This is a genomic window from Ruegeria sp. CG3, from assembly GCF_056537205.1.
In genome coordinates, this window is record NZ_JBQFRC010000001.1 from 461802 (window position 1) to 486657 (window position 24856).

21 protein-coding genes and 1 riboswitch are annotated in these 24856 nt (G+C 61.5%); of the genes, 17 read left to right on the forward strand and 4 right to left on the reverse strand.

Features of this window, described 5'->3' with window-relative positions; genetic code table 11:
- Nucleotides 1-11 precede the first annotated feature (11 nt).
- Entirely contained in the window at nt 12-335 is a 324-nt protein-coding gene (locus ACR0NB_RS02300; RefSeq protein ID WP_170338356.1) for a 2Fe-2S iron-sulfur cluster-binding protein, read from the reverse strand.
- A gap of 262 nt (nt 336-597) precedes the next feature.
- On the opposite strand from ACR0NB_RS02300, the gene ACR0NB_RS02305 reads away from it, so the two are divergent.
- The 3 genes from ACR0NB_RS02305 to ACR0NB_RS02315 all read left to right on the forward strand — a co-directional run bounded on the left by ACR0NB_RS02305 (nt 598) and on the right by ACR0NB_RS02315 (nt 2303).
- Complete coding sequence (locus tag ACR0NB_RS02305) at nt 598-912, forward strand: hypothetical protein (RefSeq protein ID WP_093962513.1); 315 nt, start codon at nt 598-600, stop codon at nt 910-912.
- 102 nt (nt 913-1014) lie between these two features.
- On the forward strand, nt 1015-1452 hold the full coding sequence (locus ACR0NB_RS02310) for an OB-fold nucleic acid binding domain-containing protein (protein WP_170358563.1): 438 nt from the start codon (nt 1015-1017) through the stop codon (nt 1450-1452).
- Between the two features lie 38 nt (nt 1453-1490).
- A complete protein-coding gene (locus ACR0NB_RS02315; RefSeq protein WP_170402245.1) occupies nt 1491-2303 on the forward strand; it encodes a class I SAM-dependent methyltransferase in 813 nt (270 codons plus the stop codon).
- Nucleotides 2304-2353: 50 nt separating this feature from the next.
- Here the strand turns inward: ACR0NB_RS02315 and ACR0NB_RS02320 are convergent, their stop codons facing one another.
- The gene (locus tag ACR0NB_RS02320; protein ID WP_480774832.1) at nt 2354-3421 is read right to left on the reverse strand and encodes a Hint domain-containing protein; all 1068 of its coding nucleotides are present in this window, start codon (nt 3419-3421) and stop codon (nt 2354-2356) included.
- Between the two features lie 129 nt (nt 3422-3550).
- Entirely contained in the window at nt 3551-4249 is a 699-nt protein-coding gene (locus ACR0NB_RS02325) for a glutathione S-transferase N-terminal domain-containing protein (RefSeq protein ID WP_480774833.1), read from the reverse strand.
- 105 nt (nt 4250-4354) lie between these two features.
- Nucleotides 4355-4432: riboswitch (SAM riboswitch) on the forward strand.
- Between the two features lie 67 nt (nt 4433-4499).
- Between ACR0NB_RS02325 and metZ the strand changes: the two genes are divergently transcribed.
- From metZ to ACR0NB_RS02350, 5 genes are all read left to right on the forward strand, one after another.
- Entirely contained in the window at nt 4500-5690 is a 1191-nt protein-coding gene (gene metZ / locus ACR0NB_RS02330) for an O-succinylhomoserine sulfhydrylase (RefSeq protein WP_170438746.1), read from the forward strand.
- Between the two features lie 192 nt (nt 5691-5882).
- On the forward strand, nt 5883-6986 hold the full coding sequence (gene folE2, locus ACR0NB_RS02335) for a GTP cyclohydrolase FolE2 (RefSeq protein WP_170363134.1): 1104 nt from the start codon (nt 5883-5885) through the stop codon (nt 6984-6986).
- Nucleotides 6987-7263: 277 nt separating this feature from the next.
- Entirely contained in the window at nt 7264-7872 is a 609-nt protein-coding gene (locus ACR0NB_RS02340; protein WP_170402257.1) for a hypothetical protein, read from the forward strand.
- Nucleotides 7873-7924: 52 nt separating this feature from the next.
- Nucleotides 7925-9373 carry a TrkH family potassium uptake protein gene (locus ACR0NB_RS02345; protein WP_093962508.1) on the forward strand — a complete coding sequence of 483 codons (1449 nt, stop codon included), beginning with the start codon at nt 7925-7927 and terminating at the stop codon, nt 9371-9373.
- Nucleotides 9373-10953 carry a thiamine pyrophosphate-binding protein gene (locus tag ACR0NB_RS02350; protein WP_480774834.1) on the forward strand — a complete coding sequence of 527 codons (1581 nt, stop codon included), beginning with the start codon at nt 9373-9375 and terminating at the stop codon, nt 10951-10953. Before ACR0NB_RS02345 ends, ACR0NB_RS02350 begins: the two co-directional genes overlap by 1 nt.
- Nucleotides 10954-11007: 54 nt before the next feature.
- On the opposite strand, the gene ACR0NB_RS02355 is transcribed toward ACR0NB_RS02350, so the two are convergent.
- A complete protein-coding gene (locus ACR0NB_RS02355; RefSeq protein WP_480774835.1) occupies nt 11008-12753 on the reverse strand; it encodes a serine protease in 1746 nt (581 codons plus the stop codon).
- A gap of 206 nt (nt 12754-12959) precedes the next feature.
- Between ACR0NB_RS02355 and ACR0NB_RS02360 the strand changes: the two genes are divergently transcribed.
- The 9 genes from ACR0NB_RS02360 (at nt 12960) to folP (ending at nt 24825) form a co-directional block, all read left to right on the forward strand.
- Nucleotides 12960-13889, forward strand: a complete 930-nt coding sequence (locus tag ACR0NB_RS02360) for a glycine--tRNA ligase subunit alpha (protein ID WP_170455807.1) — start codon at nt 12960-12962, stop codon at nt 13887-13889.
- A gap of 31 nt (nt 13890-13920) precedes the next feature.
- Entirely contained in the window at nt 13921-14445 is a 525-nt protein-coding gene (locus ACR0NB_RS02365; RefSeq protein ID WP_480774836.1) for a DUF6446 family protein, read from the forward strand.
- A gap of 9 nt (nt 14446-14454) precedes the next feature.
- On the forward strand, nt 14455-15666 hold the full coding sequence (gene gltS / locus ACR0NB_RS02370) for a sodium/glutamate symporter (protein ID WP_480774837.1): 1212 nt from the start codon (nt 14455-14457) through the stop codon (nt 15664-15666).
- Nucleotides 15667-15675: 9 nt separating this feature from the next.
- Nucleotides 15676-17895 (forward strand): glycine--tRNA ligase subunit beta, encoded by a 2220-nt coding sequence (gene glyS, locus ACR0NB_RS02375; RefSeq protein WP_480774838.1) that lies wholly within the window; start codon nt 15676-15678, stop codon nt 17893-17895.
- Nucleotides 17896-17961: 66 nt separating this feature from the next.
- Complete coding sequence (locus ACR0NB_RS02380; protein WP_170358587.1) at nt 17962-20523, forward strand: putative PEP-binding protein; 2562 nt, start codon at nt 17962-17964, stop codon at nt 20521-20523.
- Between the two features lie 186 nt (nt 20524-20709).
- Nucleotides 20710-21351: a cell wall hydrolase gene (locus ACR0NB_RS02385; RefSeq protein ID WP_170418097.1), complete on the forward strand. Its 642-nt coding sequence runs from the start codon at nt 20710-20712 to the stop codon at nt 21349-21351.
- A 79-nt stretch (nt 21352-21430) separates the two neighbouring features.
- Entirely contained in the window at nt 21431-22807 is a 1377-nt protein-coding gene (locus ACR0NB_RS02390) for a multicopper oxidase family protein (protein ID WP_480774839.1), read from the forward strand.
- 102 nt (nt 22808-22909) lie between these two features.
- Entirely contained in the window at nt 22910-23830 is a 921-nt protein-coding gene (locus ACR0NB_RS02395; RefSeq protein WP_170358592.1) for a dihydroneopterin aldolase, read from the forward strand.
- On the forward strand, nt 23827-24825 hold the full coding sequence (folP, locus tag ACR0NB_RS02400; RefSeq protein WP_480633296.1) for a dihydropteroate synthase: 999 nt from the start codon (nt 23827-23829) through the stop codon (nt 24823-24825). The genes ACR0NB_RS02395 and folP overlap by 4 nt, the downstream gene beginning before the upstream one ends.
- The last annotated feature ends 31 nt before the right edge of the window (nt 24826-24856 follow it).

Sequence of the window (24856 nt, forward strand, 5' to 3'; positions counted from 1 at the left end):
GCGTCGTCGCATCAGATCTGCTTTTCCGGCATCTGGACGACCAGCCCGTCCAGTTCGTCAGTCACCTTGATCTGGCAGGTCAGTCGCGAACGGGCCGGGTCGGGCTCGTAGGCGAAGTCCAGCATGTCTTCTTCCATGTCGTCCTTGGCAGGCAGTTTCTCGACCCAATCGGGATGGATGTAGACGTGACAGGTCGAGCAGGCGCAAGCGCCGCCGCAATCGGCCTCGATGCCGGGAATGTTGTTGTCACGGGCGCCTTCCATGACGGTCAGGCCGTTGGCGACCTCGACTGTGTGTTCGTTGCCGCCATGCTCGACATAGGTGATCTTTGCCATTGCTCGCGTCTTCCTTCTGCGGTGTTCAGGTTCCTCATTAGTCAAGGGATTTAGGTCTTTCCAGTGCCATTTGCGACCAATCGAGGCGTGATCGGGCAAACGGTCCGTCATTGTCGCCCAATTTCCACGCGTTCGCGCCGCAACCGAGTGGTTTGACCGGTTTATTCCATCAAAGGTTGAGGCTCGGATAGCGGTTTCGATTGTTGCGTGCATGGATTTGTGTTCTGGTCGTGTGACCGTGATTTGATAAGGGAGTGAGCAGATGCCGTTGACGGTTCAGGACGCAAAGATTGTGGTTGGGATGAACGAGCGGGGCGATGCCGAGCATGACATTGCCGCGTGGTTTGGCGAAAGCCAGGCGAAAATCGTGGAGGTGATCGACGGGATCAGCCATGGTGCATTGGCAGCAGCGAATGACGATGAGCTTCATCCGGTCGGAGCACCGGGCCCCAAGGCTCTGCGGTTGCGCAGTGACGTTTTGCGGGCGCTGGATGCGTTGGACGGGGATGACCTGGCCAAGGCCAAGGCGGTTCTGCGGGAAGGTTTGGCCACGTTCAACGCGCATGACGCCAAGTGACCCTTGTCTGCGCTGCGGTCGCGCGTAGCGCATGACCTTTCTGGCTGTGGTTTCGGTCCCCTGCATCTGGACATTCAGGGCATTTGTTCTATTTTTGTTCTTATGCGTATCGCATCGACACCACAGCCCAGTTCGGGCCGCCCATGGCCCAGACCACCGGCTTGCCTTCCAGCCGACCGACTGGACGACCCGCCCGAGGGTGCGCGGGTTGCTGTGGCGGGATTGGTGATCCTGCGGCAGCGGCCTGGTACGGCCAAAGGGGTGATCTTCATCACGCTCGAAGACGAGACCGGCATCGTGAACGTGATTGTCTGGCGCAAGATCTATGAGCGGTTCCGCCGAGCGGTGATCTCGGGGCGGTTGCTGCGGGTAACCGGGCGGATGCAGCGGGCCCATGCGGTGACCCATGTGATCGCGGAAGAGATCGAGGACATATCGGGCATGCTGGACCTGCTGGTGCGGGGTGACGGGGCGGATGCCTACCGGCCCCAGCCGACTGCAGAGCACAATGAGTTCGCCAAAACGCGCAATTTCGGCTAGTCTTTTGCATCATGCGGTTGCCGGGGGGGGGAGCGCAGATGTCAACAAATTCGGCTGGTTTCGTGGGCAATATTCCAAGTCATTACGACGCGGGGTTGGGCCCGAATATCTTCACTGACTACGCAGACAGACTTGCCGCCCGTTGCGCCGAAGAGCCGGTGGCCAAGGCCATTGAACTGGCCGCAGGTACGGGGATCCTGAGCCGCAAGCTGTGCGATGTGCTGCCGAGTGAGGCCAAAGTTTTGATCTCGGATCTGAACGCGCCCATGCTGGAGGTTGCAAAGGCCAAGTTCACGGCGGCGGACAACGTCGAGTTCGCGGTCGTCAACGCGATGGATCTACCGTTCGAAGACGGCGCGTTCGACCTGATTACCTGCCAGTTCGGGGTCATGTTCTTTCCCGACAAACCCGCCTCGTTCCTCGAGGCGGCGCGGGTGCTCAGACCAGGTGGGCGCTATGTTTTCAACGTGTGGAGCCCGATGTCCGAAAACCCGTTCTCGCAGGTGGCGCACGATGTGGGGGCGCATTTCTTTCCGCAGGATCCACCTGGATTCTACAAGGTACCGTTTCACTATGGTGACCCAGAGGCTGTCCGGGCTGATCTGAGGGCCGCAGGCTGGACGGATATCGAACACGAAACGATCCGGTTGACGAAGACCATCGTCAACCCGGAAGCCTTTGCCCACGCTCTGGTTTTCGGCAACCCGTTGGTCGATGAAATACGAGAGCGCGGCGGCGTGGATCCCACGGACGTGGCGGCGCGGATGTTCTCTGAATTGAAGCGCGTCTTTGGTCCGCAGGGCATGACGATGCCACTGTCAGCGACCACGTTCGTCTGCCGAAAGACCTGACGGTAGGTCGCGCACACTCCGACCCGGGTCAGAAAAAAACCCAATGACGATCAGGTCAACAGCGCCTGACCGTTCTTGAGGTGACGCGAAATCAGACCGCGCTGCTTGTGACCCTTTGGGATCAGGGCGGCTGGCCGAGGTTCAAAGCCGGGGTCCTCAAGCCCGGGAAACAGGGCCAATATCTCGGCGCGGGCCGCCTCAGGGATGGATTTCAGCGCTTCGGGACCGGCGAAGAGGCTTTCGCTTGGGGTGTCGTTGGCAAAGATGACCTGATGCGTGTCGAAAAGAAGGTGGAAATAGCAAACGGATTCCGTGGCACAGACCCGGTCAATGCCGTCCAGCGGCAGCAGCGACTTGGCCGAAACCAGCACCTCGTTGGTGTTGAACATGCGCTGCGCGATCTTTGACCGCACCAGAATGCGGTGCTGGGGTGAAACGGTCAGGTCCTGCGTTGGCAGCCCTGCGCCGAGCGCGCTGGCGGAAATCCGGATCGGAACCAGTTTCGGATTGGCGGAGAAGTCGACGCTGTCCAGCTCACGGCGCCCGATCCAGCGGATCGGTTCATAGCTGCCGGCGTAGGTCAGAACCAGATCTCCGACCGACAGGTCTTCGATCCTTGTTGTCCCGCTCTCGGTGGTGATCAGTGTGCCGGCGGTAAAGCATGGGACATTCGAAATCGGCGATGCCTGACCGTCACTGCTGCCCGCAACCTCATAGGTCGTACCGGGCGTTGGCAGGACGGGACCGCTGATGCCGACATTCACACCGTCGATGCGAATGACCCAGAACGTGTCGCCGGAGGTTGTCGTAAAACCGAACTCAAGCTCGACCTGATCGCCGGGCTGAAAGGTCTGTCCGTTGATCGTCACCGCCTGGCTCAATACCTGGTCGTTGTTGGCCGTACTGGGCGACGACCCGTCTCCGGGCGTGTCGATGTAACCGTCCGAAAACAGCTGGCTGCCCGTGCCGTCGTCATCCTGAACGTTGATGACGGTCAGTGCGGCACCGGCATTCAAGGAAAAGGTCGTTCCGACAGGATAGCCGACTGTGTTGTTCGTCGATGCGCCGGTCCATTGGTCGAACCCGTAAATCGGAACCGTGAAATTGAATGTCGCCAAACCTTAACTCCTTGATACCGCTTGAAGTTACAGAGCGACAAACGCGCAATTCAACTGTCGTCAGGGTCTTGATGCAGAAAGAGGTGCGATACGCTCCAAGTTGCCTGAAATTTCAGCATTTGGTGAACACTACCGTTTGAACAGAACGTTCTGCGCGTCTTTGCTGCGATGGTCTCCGCGTAGTTCGGAATGCAGGGCACGTCCCGCCTGAACTCCGGAGCGGGCTCCCACGGTTTCCAGCCACCGGGCAAAGTGGGGCTTGTCCTCCAGCGTCTGCTGCTGACCCTCCCACAGGCTCGCCCAGCCCCAAATTGACATATCGGCGATCGAATAGAAGTCGCCGGCAACATACTCGTTGTCGGCAAGGCGCCGGTCCAGAACGCCGTACAGGCGTGCAACCTCGGTGCGATAGCGGTCCTTGGCATAGGGCAGGTCCTGCGGCGGGTCCAACTGGGGGGCATATTTCAGAAAGTGGTGTGCCTGTCCGGCCATCGGTCCGACGCCACTCATCTGCCACATCAGCCATTCCTCGACCGCGATCCGGTCACGCTCGGTCGACCCGTAGAACCGGCCGGTCTTGCGGGCCAGATACATCAGGATCGCGCCGCTTTCGAAAACCGAGATCGGTGCGCCATCCGGGCCGTCTGGGTCGACGATCGCAGGCATCCGGTTGTTGGGCGAAATTTTCAGAAACTCGGGCGCGAACTGATCGCCCTTGCCGATGTTTATGAGGTGGGTCTGGTAGGGCAGCCCCATCTCTTCAAGGGCAATGGATACTTTCCAGCCATTTGGCGTGGGCCAGAAATACAGGTCGATCGAGTGTGTCATGGGGCCTCCGTGTTGTGGGACGATCATGAGCCATTCGCCGCAAAGGGCAAGTGCGCGGTGGATGTCGCGGCTTGACGCCCGCGCGCCCGAGGCGTATGCGCAATCCAGAAACCACGTGGCGATTTGTTACCGGATTGCGGGCCACGCTAAACAACACCGCTAAAAGGTCAGGATGAAAGACCCCTTTCGCTTGACCGCGTCTGGGGTTTTTTTGATTTGCCCTCGGGTTTCGGGGCCGAAAGGTAAAGACATGAGCGAAAGCTGGAACAAACGCACCCAAGCCGTCCACGGCGGTATCCGTCGCAGCCAGTACAACGAAGTCAGCGAGGCGATCTTCCTGACGCAGGGGTTCGTCTACGACACCGCCGAGCAGGCCGAAGCTCGGTTCATCGAGACTGGCCCGGACGAGTTCATCTATGCCCGCTATGGCAACCCGACGGTTGCGATGTTCGAGCAGCGCATCGCTGCGCTTGAGGGGGCCGAGGATGGTTTTGCGACGGCGTCCGGTATGGCGGCCGTGAACGGGGCGCTGACCTCGATGCTGAAGGCGGGCGACCACGTGGTTTCGGCCAAGGCCCTGTTCGGGTCGTGCCTGTACATTCTGGAGAATATCCTGACCCGCTATGGTGTCGAGGTGACCTTTGTCGACGGTACGGACATGGACCAATGGAAGGCCGCGATCCGGCCCGACACCAAGGCTGTGTTCTTCGAATCCATGTCGAACCCCACGCTCGAAGTGATCGACATTCGCGCGGTGGCAGAACTGGCCCATGCGGTGGGGGCCACCGTGATCGTCGACAACGTGTTCTCGACCCCGGTGTTCTCGCAGGCGATCGCGCAGGGCGCGGATGTGGTGGTTTACTCGGCCACCAAGCATATCGACGGGCAGGGACGCGCGCTGGGCGGCGTGATCCTGGGCACCAAGGAGTTCATTCGCGGAACGGTCGAACCGTACCTCAAACACACGGGCGGTGCACTCAGCCCGTTCAACGCCTGGATCATGCTCAAGGGGCTGGAAACGTTGGCCCTGCGAGTCAATGCCCAGGCCGAGACGGCGCAGAAACTGGCCGACGCGCTGGAAGGCCATGAGACGCTGGAGCGGATCATGTATCCGGGCCTGAAATCTCATGCTCAGAACGCTCTGGTGCAGAGCCAACTGGGGGGCAAGGGCGGTACGGTCCTGTCGCTGGACATCAAGGGGGGTAAGGACGCGGCCTTCCGGTTCCTTAACGCGCTGACGATCCCGGTAATTTCGAACAATCTGGGCGATGCCAAGTCCATCGCAACCCATCCGGCAACGACCACGCACCAGCGGTTGAGCGATGCGCAGAAAGACGAATTGGGCATCACGCCCGGTTTGATCCGCTTTTCTGTCGGACTCGAAGATGCCGACGATCTGCTGGAGGATATCCGGCAGGCATTGTCGGCTGCTGCGGTGTGACGGCGGACACGCGCCGTTGAACACATCGGCAACCGCGCAATGTCGCCCGGGTAAAAGGGCGCAATCCGTTCGGAAATGGCGGTTTTGCGATGGTTTTTTCGATCCGGGCTGCTATCTGACCCGTATTGGGTTACACTGCGGTTTCCGCCGCAGTCAGAGATAGCCTGACGACACACCGAGGATACGCAGCCAATGAACATTCATTCGCGCGACATTGACGAAAAACCAGATCGGAACGAGGCCGCTGAGGCTCTCAAGGTTCTGCGGAAATGGGCAAAGGGCGCCAGCGAGGCCGAGATCAGCCAGCTTGATCCGGCGGTGGCCCGCCTGGTGCCCGGGTTGATTCCGGACAACTACCCTTCGATGTCGCGTGAATACCCCGAAGACTTCAAAGTCGACGAAGCCTACAAATCTGCGTTGCCCGATCTCCAGAACGGCCCGTCCAGCCTGATCCGCGGTGCGAAACAGCAGATCCAGCATGTGGGCATCTCGAATTTCCGCCTGCCGATCCGATTTCACAGCAAGAACGGTCCGGACCTGACGCTGGAAACCTCGGTTACGGGCACCGTCAGCCTCGAAGCCGAGAAAAAGGGCATCAACATGTCCCGGATCATGCGGTCCTTCTACAAGCATGCCGAGCGTACGTTCAGTTTCGAGGTGATGGAATCTGCGCTGAGCGATTATCTGACCGACCTCGACAGTTTCGATGCAAGGCTTCAGATGCGCTTCTCCTATCCCGATCGGGTCAAAAGCCTGCGTTCGGGTCTTGAGGGATATCAGTATTACGACATCGCGCTTGAACTGGTCGAACAGGGCGGCGTGCGTCAGAAGATCATGCATCTCGACTATGTCTATTCTTCGACCTGCCCATGCTCGCTGGAACTCAGCGAACACGCCCGGTCGGTGCGCGGACAGCTTGCGACGCCGCATTCGCAGCGTTCCGTGGCGCGCATTTCGGTCGTGGTCGATTGTGACGCCGATTGCCTGTGGTTCGAGGATCTGATCGCCCTGTGCCGCCGTGCCGTCCCCACCGAAACCCAGGTGATGGTCAAGCGCGAAGACGAACAGGCCTTTGCTGAGCTGAACGCCGCCAACCCCATCTTTGTCGAAGACGCCGCGCGTCTGTTCTGTGCCGAGCTGCTGGCCGATCATCACGTGGGTGACTTCCGCGTCATCGCCAGCCATCAGGAAAGTCTGCACAGCCACGATGCGGTGTCGATTCTGACCGAGGGGCCGACATTTGCATCCACCAGCTTGGACCCGCGCCTGTTCACGACGCTGTTCCACGTCGGCTGACCCAAAAAACGCCGCGAAAACCGGCGTATATTGGGCGGTAGGCGCCTTTTTGCCGCAATGCAGCGGAAAATGCTGCATGCGCGCGATTATTTGCATACATTGAAGATGAATGCAGCTGTGGCGCGCCATGTCAGTTGTGGCGCACCACCCCGAAAGGAAGCCGGGACGTGTTACGCCTTGGACTGCAATACACCTTCGTCCGTCCGCGCGATCGGAACGGCAAGGGCTTTTCTACCTCGGAAATCGGGCTGCTTCATTGCTACAGGAGAGACTTGGAATGAATCCCATTGCCCAACAGCTTGAGCTGCAGGCCGCCGCCGTGCGTCTGGCCGGCTATGCCGTGACCAGCCAGATGAAAATGATGCAGGCATTTGCTCAAACCGTGTTCCCGATCCCGGTTGCGTCGGTCACCGAACCAACGAAGCCGGCCGTGAAGTCGGCCAAGAAACCGGTGGCGCGAGCCACGGCCAAACCCGCCGCGAAGAAGGCGAAACCTGTGGTCCGGGCCAAGGCCAAGACGGTCGCAAAGCCGGCTCCGAAGCCGAAGGCACCCGCAAAAGCCGCACCGAAACCGGTCACGAAGGCCACAGCCAAGCCCAAAACGCCGCCCGCAACGCCTCAAAAACCGTCGCAGCCCGTCGCAACGGCCACCCCTGCACAGCGCGTCACTCCGGTCGCATCGGAGAAACCCGCAACGGCCGTGACGCCCAAGGTCAAGCCCAGCGTGGCAAAACCCGCGGCTTCAACCGAAGAAGCGAGGGCCAAAAAGCCCGTAGCGGCTGCAACAACCAAACCCGCCGAGGCACCGAAACCGGCCACGCGCCGCACGCGTGCGCCGTCCAAGCCACCGGCCATGCCACCCGTGGCTGAAAAAATGGACGACTGATCACAGATCATCTGCTTGACACTTTCGGGCCGGCGCGCCAACGCTGCCCGTCATGATGGATCTTCGCCCGGTCGGATATGTGATTGGCTTGCTGGTCGCCATACTTGGGGCGACCATGCTATTGCCGATGCTTGCGGACATCATCGAGGGTCGGGGCGAGTGGAACGTTTTCTTTGAAAGCGGTGTCATCACGATCCTGACCGGCGTGGTTCTGGCCATGAGCTGCTCGAACGGTGTGGGCGAGGGGCTGACCATCCGTCAGACCTTTTTGCTGACCACTGGCGTCTGGGTCGCGCTGCCGCTTTTCGGGGCAATCCCCTTCGTGTTCGGTGAGACCGAACTGCGATTTGTCGATGCCTATTTCGAAGCCATGTCCGGGCTGACCACCACCGGTTCGACCGTTATTTCCGGGTTGGATGATCTGCCGCGTGGCCTGCTTTTGTGGCGCGGTTTGCTGCAATGGCTGGGCGGGATCGGCATCATCGTCGTGGCCATGGTCTTCCTGCCCGAGCTCAAGGTCGGCGGTATGCAGATCTTCCGCTCGGAAGGGTTTGAAACCATGGGGAAAATCCTTCCGCGCGCGCAAGAGATCGCGGGCCAGATTTCGCTGATCTATGTTTTCCTGACCGTAGCTTGCGCCTTGGTGTATGCCGGTTTGGGCATGAACTTTTTCGACGCTGTCGTTCATGCGTTCACAACCGTGTCCACTGGCGGGTTCTCGAACTATGATGCTTCGTTCGGAACGTTTTCGGGGCCCGCGGAATACGCCGCGTCCGTATTCATGATCCTGGCTGCTCTGCCGTTCGTGCGGTATGTGCAGTTCGTCAACGGCCGGACAGGCTCGATCCTGGAAGACAGCCAGATCAGGGCCTTTCTGGCCACGATTGCCGTTCTGGTGGTGATCATGGCGGTCTTTCTGACATCGGTCTTTCCGCATCACTGGGAACAGGCGGTGCGCGAGTCGCTGTTCAACATCACCTCGATCATTTCCGGCACCGGCTATGCCAGTGTCGACTACATGACCTGGGGCAGTTTTCCGATCATGATGTTCTTCATGATCGGCCTGATCGGTGGTTGCGCCGGTTCGACGGCCTGCTCCATCAAGATCTTCCGGTATCAGTTGCTGATTGCTTCCATCAAGGCTCAGATCAGCCGGATTCGGTCTCCGCACGGAGTGTTCGTGCCCAAATATGATGGCCGAGCCATCAGCCGCGATGTCCTGACATCGGTCATGAGCTTTTTCATGTTCTTCGCGCTGTCGCTGGGGGCGCTGTCCTGGGCGCTGGCGCTGACTGGTCTGGATTTCATCACAGCGGTATCCGGTGCAGCGACGGCGCTTGCAAATGTCGGCCCCGGTTTGGGTGATCAGATCGGCCCCGCAGGGAATTTTGCCGGGCTGAACGACACGGCCAAGTGGTTGTTGACCTTCGGAATGCTGACCGGCCGGCTGGAGCTGATGGCCGTGTATGTCCTGTTCACCATTCGGTTCTGGAGAGGCTGATGAAAAGACCATTGGGCGCCCAAATCTCGCACATGCTCAAGGATCGGGGGGTCGAAGTCATTTTCGGCATTCCCGGTGTGCACAATCAGGAAATGTACCGTGGAATCGAAGAAGCGGGCATTACTCATGTGCTGGCGCGGCATGAGCAGGGCGCGGGCTTCATGGCTGACGGTTATGCACGGGCGACGGGCAAGCCCGGCGTGGCCTACGTGATCACCGGTCCTGGCCTGTGCAACGTCATGACGCCGATGGGGCAGGGCTATACCGACTCGGTTCCGATGCTGGTTCTGTCCTCCTGTCTGAGCGAAACGCAGGCACAGCGCGGCCAGTTGCACCAGATGAAAGACCAGCGCGCGGCCGCTGAATGCGTGACCGACTGGTCCTGCCAGGCAAACGACGCGCAATCAGCCTATGGCCTGATCGAACGCGCCTTTGAGGAGTTCGCGCTGAAACGTCCGCGCCCCAAGCATATCCAGGTCCCGATCGCGCAGTTGGAGGCCGAGGCCGACCCCGCTCCTTTTCCGAACCAGGACGCGGTGCGGGTCAAGGCTCTGGCGCCGGACATTGCGCCGGTTCTGTCGCTGCTGAACATCGCACGGCGGCCGCTGTTCATATTGGGTGGTGGGTCGAGGTCTAACCTGTGGCGCCAGATTCTGTCTCAGCTCGGTGCGGCCTGTTTCACCACTTATGCGGGGCGTGGGTTGGTCGGCACCGGCTATACCCTGGATTTCGGCGCGACCTTGCCGCGACCCGGCAGTGCCGAGGTGATTGGGTCGGCCGATCTGGTCATCGCGGTCGGTGCCGAATTGGGTGAGGTCGACCTTTGGCGCCACCGGTTGGGCCACAAGGCGACCTTGGTGCGGGTTGACCTCGACCCCGAGGTGCTGGCCGACCGGCACCGGGCGGCGGTCAAGCTGCAGGCCGACGGCGAAAGTTTTGCCCATTCACTGTGGTCCGCGACCCAAGACTGCAAACCGGCCACCGGCTGGTCGCCGGAAGAGGTGGCCGAAGCCCGAGCGCGCTGGCGCGCCGAGGTCGACGCGGAAAGACCGGGTATCGTGCCGGTTGCCGACGCCTTGCGTGCAGCGATGCCCGCCGACACCATGATCTATTCCGACATGACCCAGTTCGCCTATGTCGCGAAAGAAGTCTGGGACATGGCGCGCCCATACCACTGGCACCACCCGACCGGGTTCGGCACTCTGGGCTATGCGCTGCCGGCCGGGATCGGCGGCGCGGTTGCGCGGCGCGGAAAGCCAACTGCCGTGATCGCGGGTGACTACGGGTTCCACTATACGATGCAGGAACTGGGTGCGGCGGTCGAGCTGGGGTTGTCGCTGCCCATCATCCTTTGGGACAACGGTAAGCTGAAAGAGATCGAGGACAGCATGGTCGGCAGCCAGATCGCTCCGAATGCGGTTGTCGCGCGCAACCCGGATTTCTGCAAGCTGGCCGAGGCTTTCGGTGCGCGGTCGGCCGCTCCGAACTCGCTGCCGGAAATGCAGGCTGCCGTTCGCGCGGCCTTTGACGCGCCCGTGCCGACCCTTGTGCACGTCACGCCCGATATCTTGAAGGGCTAAGAAAAGGCGCCGCAACATCCTGCGGCGCCTTCAAATTCTGTTCGCGACTTTCGGTCAGCCCCAGCAGTTCACCAGCACGGTCATGCCAGTCGCGCGGCGGTTCAACTCGTCAGGCGAAACTTGCCCGGTTTCCTGCGCGGTCTGAGCCGTTGCCCCGGCCTTTGACAGGATCTCGTGAAGGCGGTCGGCCGCGGCAGCCAGGCTGACATCGCGGGGCAGGGTGCGCCCCTCGGTCCGCGCAGGCAGCAGCATTCCGACCACGTTGCCGTGATCATCGAATACCGGGCCGCCGGCGTCTCCGGGTTGTGCGGTCAGGCTCAGGCGGGTCACGCCGGCCTCTCCGTTCAGCCCGCGGATATCGGCGATCTTGCCGTAGGTCAGCGTCGGAGCCCCCAAAGCGCCCTCATATGAGTATCCCGCGACGGCCACTTCGGATTGCAGGCGAGGCTGGGCTTCGTTCAAGGCCGCAACGGCCATCGGTGCCAGCGTCTTGTTGGGGCGCAGGACCGCCACGCCCAGTTCGGGATCGCTCCACGCGGTTTGCAGTTCCTGACCGTCCTCAAGGGTGACGCGGGTGCAGTTCTGCACCGCCTCGGCCACGGTCAGGACCAGACCGTTGGGATCGGCGAAAAAGCCCGACCGCGACAACCGTGGTTTTCTGAGTTGGAGACCGGACATCAAGTCGATGCTTTGCTCGGCATTGGCGCCAGCCGCAGCATCAAGAACACCATCGGTGGTGTCAAAGCTGGCGGTCATTGCGGCCAGAACCCGGGCGCGGCGTGCGTCATCGCCTTCGGGCCAGACAAGGGTGAAGCCTTTGATCTTGCCGTCGCTCAGATTGGCTTGTGTATAGGATACGATCCCGTTGCCACGGCCTTCGATGGTAAACCTGTCGCCGCGCAGCTCACGCGGACCGTTCAGCGGCAGGATCTCGAGCGATTGCATCGCCTCGAACAGCGCACGCAAAGTGGTTTTGCCGCCTTCTTGGCTGATCAATACCACCCGTGCGTCCAGATCCCCGCTGGAATTGAAATGCGCGAACGGCGCCTCGTATCGGTCGAAGGCAATTACCCCAAGCGGCAGATCGACGGAAATTCCGGCGCGATCATCGACGTGACGGGCCATGCCGACGCTGATCAGTGGAGCATTGTAGTCATCCATTAAAGCCTTGCGCTGTGCCGTCGTTAGGACACCGGTCGGTTCAAAGCCATTGAATCGCTGCCATTCAGCCATCGACCGACGTGTGCCCTGGCCGAATGCCCCGTCGATGGTCGAACTGTAGAACCCGGCAGCCTGCAATGCGGTTTGCAGGTCTTTTCGTTCCTGTCCGCTCAGCAGCCGCTCGGACTGCAGGGCCTGTGATCTCGTCTCGTCCGAAGGTTGCGGCGTCAGACCGGCCTGTGGCTGCTCTGGCTGCGGCTCGGGCTGAACGGGCGCTGTGATCGCCCCGCGGTTTAGGACATTTGCGCCAATTGGCCAGAACTGCTGCCCAAGGGCGCCTGAAAAGGTGATGAAACTGTCTGAGGGGATCTGCCGTTCGGCCCGGTAGACGCGCAGCACCTGCTCGGCGTCGGCCCGCAGATAGGGGCCGATGACGATGGCGTACCAGCCGCTGTTCAGGCGGAACCCGTTCACGTCGGGCAGGGCATTGGCATAGACTTGCGCCCGGTCCTGCGCCTCGCGCAGCGATGGTTGCGCTTCGACCTGAACCCAGACCCCTGCGTCAGCCCCCTGTTGAGCATACGCAGCGCGCAGGCCGACTGTAATCAGTAAAAGAATTGCAACGAATATGCGTGTCATTTTCTGCCCGTTTTATGCAGCGTTTTGGCTTTGCCCCAACTTACGCGATTCAGGGGTGAAAACGCTATGCCCACGATACGGGGAATTTCTGGTGTGGCGGCACAGTGACAGCAGGCGGGCATTGGCCCGTTGACGCCCCTTGGCCCCTTGCATAGGAAGGGCAAAACCGACCGGAACCGGGCAAATCCGCGCCCAAAGGGAATGTCATGACCGAACCGTCCAGCGCACCACGTTCATTTCAGGAAATCATCCTGCGGCTTCAGAACTACTGGGCCTCGAAGGGCTGTGCCATCCTGCAGCCATACGACATGGAGGTCGGTGCCGGTACCTTCCACCCTGCAACCACCCTGCGGGCTTTGGGGTCCAAACCGTGGGCTGCGGCCTACGTTCAGCCGTCGCGCCGTCCGACCGATGGCCGTTATGGTGAAAACCCCAACCGCTTGCAGCATTACTATCAGTACCAGGTGCTGATCAAACCCAGCCCTCCGGACCTGCAGGAGCTGTATCTGGGCAGCCTTCAGGCCATTGGCATCGACATGGACCTGCACGACATCCGTTTCGTCGAGGATGACTGGGAAAGCCCGACCTTGGGCGCATGGGGCCTGGGATGGGAGGTCTGGTGCGACGGCATGGAAGTCAGCCAGTTTACCTATTTCCAGCAGGTCGGCGGCCATGACTGCGCGCCGGTCTCGGGCGAACTGACCTATGGTCTGGAACGTCTGGCGATGTATGTGCTGGGCATCGACCACGTAATGGGCATGCCCTTCAACGACCCACAATCACCCAGCCCGCTGACATATGGCGACATCTTCAAGCAAACCGAAGAGGAATACGCCCGTTGGAACTTTGACGTGGCCAACACCGAGGTTTTGCTGCGCCACTTCGAAGAGGCCGAGGAAGAATGCGCCGCGATCCTGAGCCAGGAAAACGTTGACCCCAAAACGGGCAAGCGCATCATCATGGCGCATCCTGCTTATGACCAGTGCATCAAGGCCAGCCATATCTTCAACCTCCTGGACGCGCGCGGCGTGATCTCGGTGACCGAGCGGCAGGCCTATATCGGGCGGGTGCGCGCGCTGGCCAAGCAATGCGCCGATGCCTTCGTGCAGACCGAAGCCGCAGGTTTTGAGGCCTGATGGCCCGTCGCACCCCACAGGAGGATCGCGCATGACCGGGAAAATGCTGGCAATTCTGTTGGTCGCTTGCGCCGTCATTGCTGGCGTCAGCATGTATTACCTTCAGGTCTACGGTTACTACTATGAGGTCGAACCCTCACCCGGTCAGGATGTTGTTCTGACCGAAACCGCGACCGGCCAACCTGTGCCCATAGCCTACAGCGCGTTTCAGGCGATCGACGCCGACAGCTCTCCGATCCGGTACCGGGCGTGTTTTCAGACAGATCTGAAGCCGGAACAGCTGGCCGTCCGCTACATGAGCGCCGAAAAGGCCGAGCCGCTGACGGCCCCGGGTTGGTTCGACTGCTATGATGCGGCTGCTCTGGCCGAGGCGTTGGCGAACGGATCCGCCCGCGCTTTCATAGGGGTCAAGAACGTCCACTACGGCGTTGATCGGATCGTCGCGGTGATGCAGGACGGCTCGGGCTTTGCCTGGCATGCTCTGAACAACTGCGGCGAAAAGGCCTATGACGGAACGGTTGTCGGCGAAGAGTGTCCGCCCCGACTGGAAAACTGAGTGGGCGGGATGGGGTTCATCGTTGAAATCCCAGGATTTCTGACGGCAACGCTGGGCTTTGCCGTCTACCTGATGGGCGCCGAGATCAACGCCCGCACAGAGGTTCTGCGCCGATTCAACATTCCCGAACCCGTAACCGGAGGTCTGTTGGCCTCGCTGGTGGTTCTGACGCTTTATCTGTTGTTCGGGATGGAGCTGGAGTTCGACCTGACCGCGCGGGATTTCCTGCTGGTGCTGTTCTTTGCCGGGATCGGCCTGAATGCCCGGCTGTCCGATCTGATCGCAGGCGGAAAGCCTCTGCTGCTGCTGCTGATCCTGACGTTGGTGACGATCGTGGCGCAGAACCTGATCGGCGCAGCTGGGGCGGCGGCCTTCGGCTATCCGGCGCAGTCCGGCGTTCTGTTCGGCTCGGCTGCCCTGATCGGCGGCCATGGCACCGCCATCGCCTGGGCGCCCGAGGTCGGGCAGGTGACCGGGCTTGAGGGCGCGACCGAACTGGGGGTGGCCGTGGCGACCCTGGGCCTGGTTCTGGCGGCGCTGGTCGGTGGCCCCATCGCGCGTCTGTTGATCGAAGGGCGCGACCTGTCGCCAAACCGCCCGGACGAGGAACACACGATCGGCGTACCCGACGAGCCGTCAGACGCGGCCGCGAAGATCGACCACCTGACGGTGATGCGGGTGCTGCTGTACCTGAACATAGCCATCATCGCGGGCTATGCTCTGTCCGAGGTGATCCTGGCGGCGGGTTTGAAACTGCCGCTGTTCGTGCCTTGCCTGATCATGGGCATCGTAATTGGCAACCTACGCCCGCTGCTGGCCCCGCGCGCCGCGCCAGTGTCGCGCACGCCGTCGCTGGCGCTGATCTCGGAATTCGCGCTGGGCGCGTTTCTGGCTATGTCGCTGATGAGCCTGCAGCTGTGGACCATCGCCGATCTGGGCCTGTCCATCGTGGTGATCATGATGGCGCAGACATTGTTTGCGGTGGCTTTCGTGATCTGGGTTCTGTTCCCGGTCATGGGCGCCAACTACCGCGCAGCCGTGCTGGCGGCGGGGTTCGGCGGCTTCGCGCTGGGCGCGACACCGACCGCAATTGCCAATATGACCGCCGTAACCAAGCGATACGGGCCTTCGCCTATTGCCTTTATCGTGCTCCCCCTTGTATCCGCATTCTTCGTGGATATCGCCAATGCCATCGTCATCCAGACGATCGTCTATTTCTAAGGATCGAAAATGCCCGACCTGCTGATCGAACTGTTTTCCGAGGAAATCCCCGCGCGCATGCAGACCCGCGCCGGCGAGGATCTGAAAAAACGGATCACCGATGGTCTGGTCGAGGCCGGTCTGACCTATGCCCATGCCCATGCCCTGACCACGCCGCGCCGCCTGACGCTTGCGGTCGAGGGGCTACTGGCCGAAAGCCCCACCATCCGTGAGGAGCGCAAGGGCCCCAAGGTTGGCGCGCCGGACAAGGCCATCGAAGGTTTCCTGCGTGGCGCGGGGATCAGCCGCGACCAGCTGGAGGAACGGGACACGCCCAAAGGTGCGGTCTATTTCGCCACCATCGAGAAACCGGGCCGCCCGGCGGCCGGGATCGTGGCCGAGGTTTTGGCCGACACGATCCGCAACTTCCCCTGGCCGAAATCCATGCGCTGGGGCAGCTCCTCCCTGCGCTGGGTGCGCCCTCTGCATTCGATCCTGTGCATCCTCAGCGATGAAGCCGGCGCGCAGGTCGTGCCGATGGAGATCGACGGGATCACCGCCGGCGACACCACCGAGGGCCATCGCTTCATGGCGCCGGGCCGGTTTGCCGTGACCGGGTTCGAGGATTACGCCGCCAAGCTGAAGCGCGCCTTCGTCGTGCTGTCGCCCGAGGAACGGGCCGAGCACATCTGGAACGACGCACAGAACATGGCCTTTGCCGCCGGTCTGGAGGTGGTCGAGGACAAGAGCTTGCTGGCCGAGGTGGCCGGGCTGGTCGAATGGCCGGTGGTGCTGATGGGGCAGATCGACGATGAATTCCTCGACCTGCCGCCCGAGGTACTGCAGACCTCGATGAAAGAGCACCAGAAATTCTTCTCGGTCCGCAACCCCGCAACGGGGCGGATTGAACGGTTCATCACCGTGGCCAACCGCGAGACCACCGACAATGGCGCGACCATCCTGGCTGGAAACCAGAAGGTGCTGTCGGCGCGTCTGGCCGATGCGAAATTCTTCTGGGAGAACGACCTGCGGGTTGCCAAGGCAGACATCACGCAATGGACCCGTGCACTTGAAAACGTGACCTTCCACAACAAGCTGGGCACCCAGGCGCAGCGGATCGACCGCATTGCCGCGCTGGCCCGCGAACTGGCCACGGTCACGGGCGCCGACCCGGACCAGGCCGAGAAGGCCGCGCGGCTGGCCAAGGCCGATCTGAGTTCGGAGATGGTCTATGAATTCCCCGAACTTCAGGGGCTTATGGGGCGGTATTACATTGAGGCGGCTGGAGAAGACGCCGCCGTGGCCGCCGTGGCGCAGGAGCACTACTCGCCGCTGGGCCCGTCGGATGACGTGCCAACCGCGCCGCTCTCGGTGACCGTGGCGCTTGCCGACAAGCTGGACACGCTGACCGGGTTCTGGGCGATTGATGAAAAGCCCACCGGCTCAAAAGACCCGTTTGCTTTGCGTCGCGCTGCTTTGGGTATCTCTCGATTGGTTCTCGAAAACGATCTGCGGCTGTCGTTGGATCGCTTCTTTGACAGCCAACTTATTCGAGCAGAAAGCGTAATCAATGAGGCGTTGCCGGAAGCTAACGTTCTTGATCTGTTGGAAGAAATTGCAGAGCGAGGTGTCTTTGGTGCTGCATTCCAAGCGGTCAAGGACAAAATCGGAGGATTGCCTGCCACGGCCTTTCTTGAACTTGAAAAAAAGGTCCCAGACGCATCTGACGATCTCCTCTCCTTTTTCCACGACCGCCTCAAAGTCTTCCTCCGCGACGAGGGCATTCGCCACGACGTGATCGACGCCTGCATCGCGATGGACGGCAATGACGACCTCAACCTGCTGGTCAAACGCGCCCGCGCGTTGAATGCGGTGATCGCGACCGAAGATGGCGAAAACCTGGTGCAGGGCTTCAAGCGCGCCAACAACATCCTGACCCAGGCCGAGGAGAAGGACGGGGTCGAATACTCTTTCGGTGCCGACCTGAAATTCGCCGAGACCGACAGCGAAAAGGCCCTGTTCGCCGCGCTGGATCAGGCACAGGCCAAGATTGCACCGGCACTCAAGGCCGAGGATTTCCCGGCGGCGATGGCGGCCATGGCCGCGCTGCGCGGGCCGATCGACGCGTTCTTCGAGGACGTCCAGGTCAATTCCGACAATGCCGTGCTGCGCCGCAACCGCCTGAATCTGCTGAGCCAGATCCGCCAGATCTGCTCCAGCGTCGCGGACCTGACCAAGATCGAAGGCTGACCCAAAGGGCGCGCTCTGGCGCGCCCACAAGGCCCTTGCGCGGAAGGCTGGGGCGCTTATGCTGCGGTGAAACCAAAAGGTGCCGCAGTGCAGAATAATCCGCATACCACGCTCATCACTCCTGATGCTCCTGTCGCCGCCGACACCCATGGCGGCCGGGCGAAATGTCTGCAGCGCCTTGTGCGGTTGGACCTTCCCGTACCGCGTACGGTGGCCCTGTCCTTCGATCAGGTGCGGCGGATCGCTGACGGCGATATCCCGGCAATCGAAGCCATACTTGAACAGTTCGACGCATCGGCGTTGCTGTGCGTTCGCCCCAGTTCCGAGGACCCTGACTGGGGTGGCCCCGGCGCGGTTCTGAACATCGGGATGAACGATGCCCGTTTCGTGGAATTGTCCGACAAGATGGGTCCCGAGGCCGCTGCCGCACTGTATCTGCGGTTCGTCCAAAGTTATGCGATCCACGTTGCGCGACTGGACGCGGACGTTTTCGACGACATCGAAGCCGATGGTCGCGAAGGCCTGCGCCAGACCCTGCGCGCCTATGAGGACGAAACGGACGAAGCGTTCCCCCAGGACCGGGGCGAGCAGTTGCTGGCGGTCCTGCGCTCGATGGCGCGGGCGTGGGATGGTACGTCCGCCCGTCTGCTGCGGCAGGCCAAGGGCGCTCCGGCGGATGCCGGACTGGGCCTTGTCATTCAGGAGATGATCCCGGGCGTCGGTCAGGGCGAATGCGGATCGGGTGTGCTGCAGCTGGTGGATACCTCGACCGGCATGCCGCAGATCACAGGCCGCTACCTGAGCCAAAGCCAAGGGCGCGATGCGCTGGGCGAGGGGGTTGCGGCCCTCTACCTTGAAAAGGACCCGCGCGGGCAAGCGCTCGAGGATGTTGCGCCTCAGGCCTTTGCCGACCTCAAGGCCCATGCGGCGTTGATGCGGCGCAAATTGCGCGAAGAGATGCAGGTCGAATTCGTGATCGAAAACGGCAAGGTGCATATTCTGGACGGGGTCCGCGTTCAGCGCAGCGCCCGCGCCGCCATGCGGATCGCTGTTCGATTGGCCGAGGATGGCATCATCACCCCGCAGGAAGCCGTCATGCGGATCGACCCGCATTCTCTGAATGAGTTACTGCACCGTCAGGTGCATCCCGAGGCCAAGCGTGACGTGCTGACCACGGGTATCGGGGCCAGTCCCGGGGCGGCCACCGGCCGGATCGTGTTCACTTCGGCCGAGGCACAGGCCAGCGCGGCGCGCGGCGAGCCCTGCATTCTGGTGCGCCGTGAAACCTCGCCCGAGGATGTGCGCGGCATGCACGCCGCGGTCGCCGTACTGACCGAAAAGGGTGGCATGACCAGCCATGCGGCCGTGATCGGGCGTGGGCTGGGGCTGCCCTGTATCGTCGGCGCGTCCGAGATGCGGTTCCAGACCAAGAAAAAGCAGCTTACCGTTCCGGACGGCCGCGTTTTCACCACAGGCGACATTCTGACGATTGACGGAAGCTCGGGCCAGGTGTTGGCGGGCGAGCCGGCGATGCTCGAAGCTGCACTGGATGACTGTTTTCAGACCTTGATGAGCTGGGCCGACGCCGAGCGAGACATATCAATTCGTGCCAATGCCGACACTCCTGCCGACGCGCAGGCTGCGCGAAACTTCCAGGCGCAGGGGATTGGGTTGTGCCGAACCGAGCATATGTTTTTCGACCCCGGTCGTCTGATCGTGATGCGCGAGATGATTTTCGCTCAGACTTCATCGGGACGCGCGGCGGTTCTGGAGCGGTTGCTTCCGATGCAACGCGATGATTTTGTGCAGCTTTTCCGGATCATGGAAGGGCAACCCGTCTGCATCCGACTGTTCGATCCGCCTCTGCACGAGTTTCTGCCGACCACGCGCAGCGGGCAGCGCGAACTGGCCGAAGCGCTGGATCTTCCGGTTTCGGATGTGGAGCGTCGGGTGGACGAAATGAGCGAATACAACCCCATGCTGGGGTTGCGGGGCGTACGCCTTGGTATCACGGTGCCCGAGATCTATGACATGCAAGCCCGCGCGATCTTCGAGGCGACGCTCGAAGCCAGCAAAAATGGCGCGCCGGTGGTGCCCGAGGTCATGATTCCGCTGGTTTCGGCCAAGCGCGAGGTCGAACTGATCAAGGCGCGGGTGGACACGGTTGCCGCAGCCGTTGCGGCCGAGCGTGGTCAGGAGTTCGAATACCGGTTGGGTGTGATGGTCGAAACGCCCCGGGCCTGTTTGCGCGCCGAGGAAATCGCTCCTCATGCCTCGTTCCTGAGTTTCGGCACCAATGACCTGACGCAGATGACCTATGGTCTGTCACGCGACGACGCGGGACGCTTCATGTCAGCCTATGTTCGGCAGGGGGTGTTCACCGAGGATCCGTTCCATGTTCTGGACGCCGATGGGGTCGGCGAACTGCTCAAGCTGGGCTCGGAGCGGGGGCGTACAGCTCGGCCCGATGTCACGCTTTCGGTCTGTGGTGAACATGGCGGCAACCCCGAATCAATCGCCCTTTGTCGGGATTTGGGGTTCGATTATGTGTCCTGTTCACCCTTCCGAGTCCCGGTCGCTCGGCTGGCTGCCGCTCAGTTGGCGATTTCGTCAAAACTTGGGGGTTGACAGGCCGTCAAAGCCCTAGGAATAGTGGTTTCGGGATGGACCTGTGGCTGATTAATTTTGGCCCCGCGGGCAAGATTTTTCTTGCTTTTTCCTCAGAACTGGACCTTTCGCGCCTTCTGCGTTATGACCCCGTCGCGCCCGCCGGGGGAGGGTATGGCGCGTGAAGTGCCTGTGCGAGGTTATCTGATGCTACGATATATACTGGCTGTTGCCATTGCGGCGGCAACCGTGATGCCGAGTGCGTCCGTTGCCGAGAGGGAAGCCACCGAGACTGCCAAGCGCGAACTGGTGTCGCGCAACCAGGTGCCGGGACAAAGCTTTCGCGACTATCTGAAGCTGTTCCAACCTAGGAAAGAGGTCCAACCGGTTGAGATTTCCTACACCAAGGCCTGGCTGGACCAACAGCCCAAAGCCAGCGGTGGCGAAGATCTGAAATGCTTGGCCGAGGCCCTGTATTTCGAAGCGCGCGGAGAGAGCGTGCGCGGCCAATTCGCGGTTGCCGAGGTGATTTTGAACCGGGTGGAAAGCACCCGTTTCCCGAACACCGTCTGCGGCGTGATCCGTCAGGGAACAGGCAAGAAATATCAGTGCCAGTTCACCTATACCTGTGACGGCCGCAAGGAAGTCATTCACGAGAAGAAAGCCTATGAGCGCGTGGCCAAAGTTGCCAAGGCGGCGATCGAGGGGGTCAGCGACCCGCTGACGTCGGGGGCCACGCATTACCACACCAAGGCGGTGCGCCCGTCGTGGTCGCGCGTTTACAAGGAAACTGCGCGCATCGGTGTGCATATCTTCTACCGCCACAACTACCGCACTGCGAGCAACTAGCGCGCATTGACGCACCCGCGCTGGAACGTTGATGGCGCGGGTGAAACCAAGGGCTATATTGCGGTCAAGGAGATCCGCAATGAATCTGAGCCGCCGAAGCCTTTTGAAATCTGCCGCCGCGCTTGCGGTGTTTCCAACGCTGGCGCGCTCCGCGCCGCTGACCCTGACTGCGCGCGAGGGCGCTCAGTTGATTGCCCCTCCGGGGTTTCCGGAAACCGATATCTGGGGCTTTGATGGGTCGGTGCCAGGCAGCCCAATCCATCTGCAGCAAGGCGAGCGGGTTCAGCGCCGCTTGGTGAACGAATTACCGCAAGCCACCTCGGTTCATTGGCATGGTATCCGCATCGACAACGCTATGGATGGCGTGCCGGGTCTTACTCAGGAAGCGGTTCCAAGCGGCGCGACCTTCGACTATGATTTCATCGTGCCGGACGCCGGAACCTATTGGTATCATGCGCATAACAAGTCAGTCGAACAGGTGGCCCGTGGCCTGTATGGCCCTTTGATCGTGCACGAGTCCGAAGCGCCGGATGTGGAGCAGGATCTGGTGCTGATGCTCGATGACTGGCGACTTGATCCGGAAACGGCCCAGATTACCCAAGACTTCGACAACGGTCATGACCTCAGCCATGCTGGTCGGCTGGGAAACCTCACTACCGTCAATGGAGCATTCGACCCATCCTTTCCTGTTCAACAAAACCAACGCCTGCGTCTGAGGTTGGTCAACGCCGCGAATGCGCGTGTCTTCACCGTGGGCCTCGACGGAATGTCCGGATGGATCGTCGCGCTGGATGGAATGCCTTTGGCCGAGCCGATCCCGATTGAGGACACGTTCCCGCTGGCCCCGGCACAACGTGCGGATTTGTTGGTGGATGTGCTGGCTGCGGATGCGGAAACGGCCAACCTGTTCAGTCAGGAACGTGACGGCGCCTTTGGTTTGGCCCGATTTTCTGTGGCAGGGCAGGCGGCTTCTACTCCCCGGTCGGGAGTTCGGCAATTGCCGCCGAACCCGCTTCCGGAATTGACGGATATCAACAACGTACCGCGGCACGAGATGAGGCTGCAGGGCGGTGCCATGCGCTGGCTTGAAAGCGCGCGGATTGGCGAGACCGAGCTCTCGGGTCGGGAGCTGGCTCAGCTGGGGCGGTTCTGGGCGCTGAATGGCTTCGCCGAGCGACTCGATGACCCGTTTATGGACGCGCCCTTGGGAAGCGTTCACCGGATCGCCTTCGTGAACGAAACGGTATTCCCGCACGCGATGCACCTGCATGGTCACCACTTTCGGCTGATCTTGCCGGACGGAAGTCTTGGGCCATGGCGCGATACGGTTCTGGTCGAACGTGGCGAGACTCGCGAGATCGCGCTGGTCACCGATAACCCGGGCAACTGGCTGCTGCATTGCCATATGCTTGGACACGCCGCATCGGGTATGATGAGTTGGTACCGCGTCACCTGACGCCGCATTCGGCGGCTGGAATGGCGTTTGCTTGAATGCTATAGCCGCGCGGAACCACTAAATTGGGCAAACCTGTCCAAGCTGCCCGAAAAGGCCCGTGCCATGAGTACTGAAATCCGCCTTGCCTTTGCGCACCCGTCCGAACGGTCCGAGGCGACTGCGCCACGCGGGCCGCTGGATCGTATCTCGTTGCGCGACCACATTGTCGAGGTCGAGATCGGCGCCTTTCAGGCCGAACGGGGCACCACCCAGCGCATCTGTTTCAACATTGTGGTCGAAGTGCGTCCGCTGACCGAAAACATCGACGATGATGTCGATCGCATCCTGTCCTATGACCGGGTGACCGAGGCCATCGCCTATGAACTGGCGGCCGAGCGTCTGAACTTGCTCGAAACGCTGGCGGATCGAATAGCTGAGCGGATCTTGCTTGAACCTCAGGCGGTAAGAGCTTTTGTACGCATTGAAAAACTGGATCGCGGTCCGGGTGCTTTGGGCGTCGAAATCGTTCGTGGCAAGGATGCCGTCCATCACGATGTCATCGAAGAAAAGCGCCCACAACCCCGGCTGGTCTTTCTGTCGAACGCAGCGATTGAGTCCGAAAATTTGTCGGGCTGGATCGACCAGTTGGAAAACCGGCAGCGACCGCTGATTCTTTGCGTGGGCGCCTCCGATCTGCCGGTGCCGCAGACCGGCCATGCCATGACCCAGCGCCGGATCGACCTGCTGGCGATCGAGCAGAACGCTTGGGTGCTGGCCGCGCGTGATCATCGCTGCGTCGTCGTCTCGACCCGGACCGAACTGGACTGGGCCATGAAGAACGGTCAGATCTGTGTCTGGGCACCGTCCAAGATCGTGCTGGATGCGGTCGATGGGCCTTCGGCGGCGCCGTCCGATGCGGTGGCCTTGGCCGCCTGGTTCGCCGCCACCTTTGAGGCCAGCGAAATGCTGGTCATTGGCGGGGAACTGCCCGAGTCGCCCAAAACGCCGCTTCGGGCGGTTCCGGTGGAGCAGGCGCAACTGTGACCAGCTACTATCGCCCATTGGTGCAACACGGGCCTGTGCGCCCGGACGGGGCCTTGCTGCTGGCGGGGCAGGACCTGTGGTTCACCCATGCCGAATGTCTGCAGCGTGACGCGGCACCCCGGATCGTTGCGGCTGCCGATATCCCTGAAACGTGGCTGGACCGGCTGACGCAACCGCGCGCCGCGATTGCCGGACTGGATATGGCGCAGCCGCAGATCATGGGCATTCTGAACGCCACGCCCGACAGCTTTTCCGACGGTGGCAAGCACAACACCCCCGACGCCGCGTGTACAGCAGCCCGGGAAATGGTCGCGCACGGTGCGACCATTCTGGACATCGGTGGTGAATCCACTCGCCCCGGTGCGGATTTTGTACCCGAGGACGAAGAGATCGCCCGCACCCAGCCCTTGATCCGCGCGATCCGGGCCGAGACACCGGCGCTGATCTCGATCGACACGCGCAAATCCGCCGTGGCCAGGGCCGCAGTCGAGGCCGGGGCAGGGCTGATCAACGATGTTTCAGGCTTTACCTTCGATCCCGCGCTTGGGGCTTTCTGCGCTGAAATCAATGCGCCGGTCTGCGTGATGCACATGCAAGGCGACCCGGCCACGATGCAGGACAACCCGACCTATGACAACGTTCTGCTGGACGTCTACGATTTCCTGTCCGGGCAGGTGGCCCGGCTGGAAGGCCTCGGGCTGGATCGGGGCCGGATCATCGTTGATCCGGGCATAGGCTTTGGCAAGACTGAGGAACACAACCTAAGCCTACTCCGCAATCTCAGCCTGTTTCACGGGTTGGGCTGCCCGATCCTCCTAGGAGTGTCACGCAAGGGCTTCATCGGCCGGATCGGTGCGGAACCGCGCAAGGATGCCCGCGCGCCGGGATCAATCGCCGTTGCGTTGGCAGGATTGTCGCAAGGTGTGCAGATCATCCGGGTGCATGACGTGGCCGAGACCGCTCAGGCCTTGCGCCTGTGGGCCGCTGTCCGGTAATCGGGTCGCAGGCAGGACTTTGTGGAGTAAC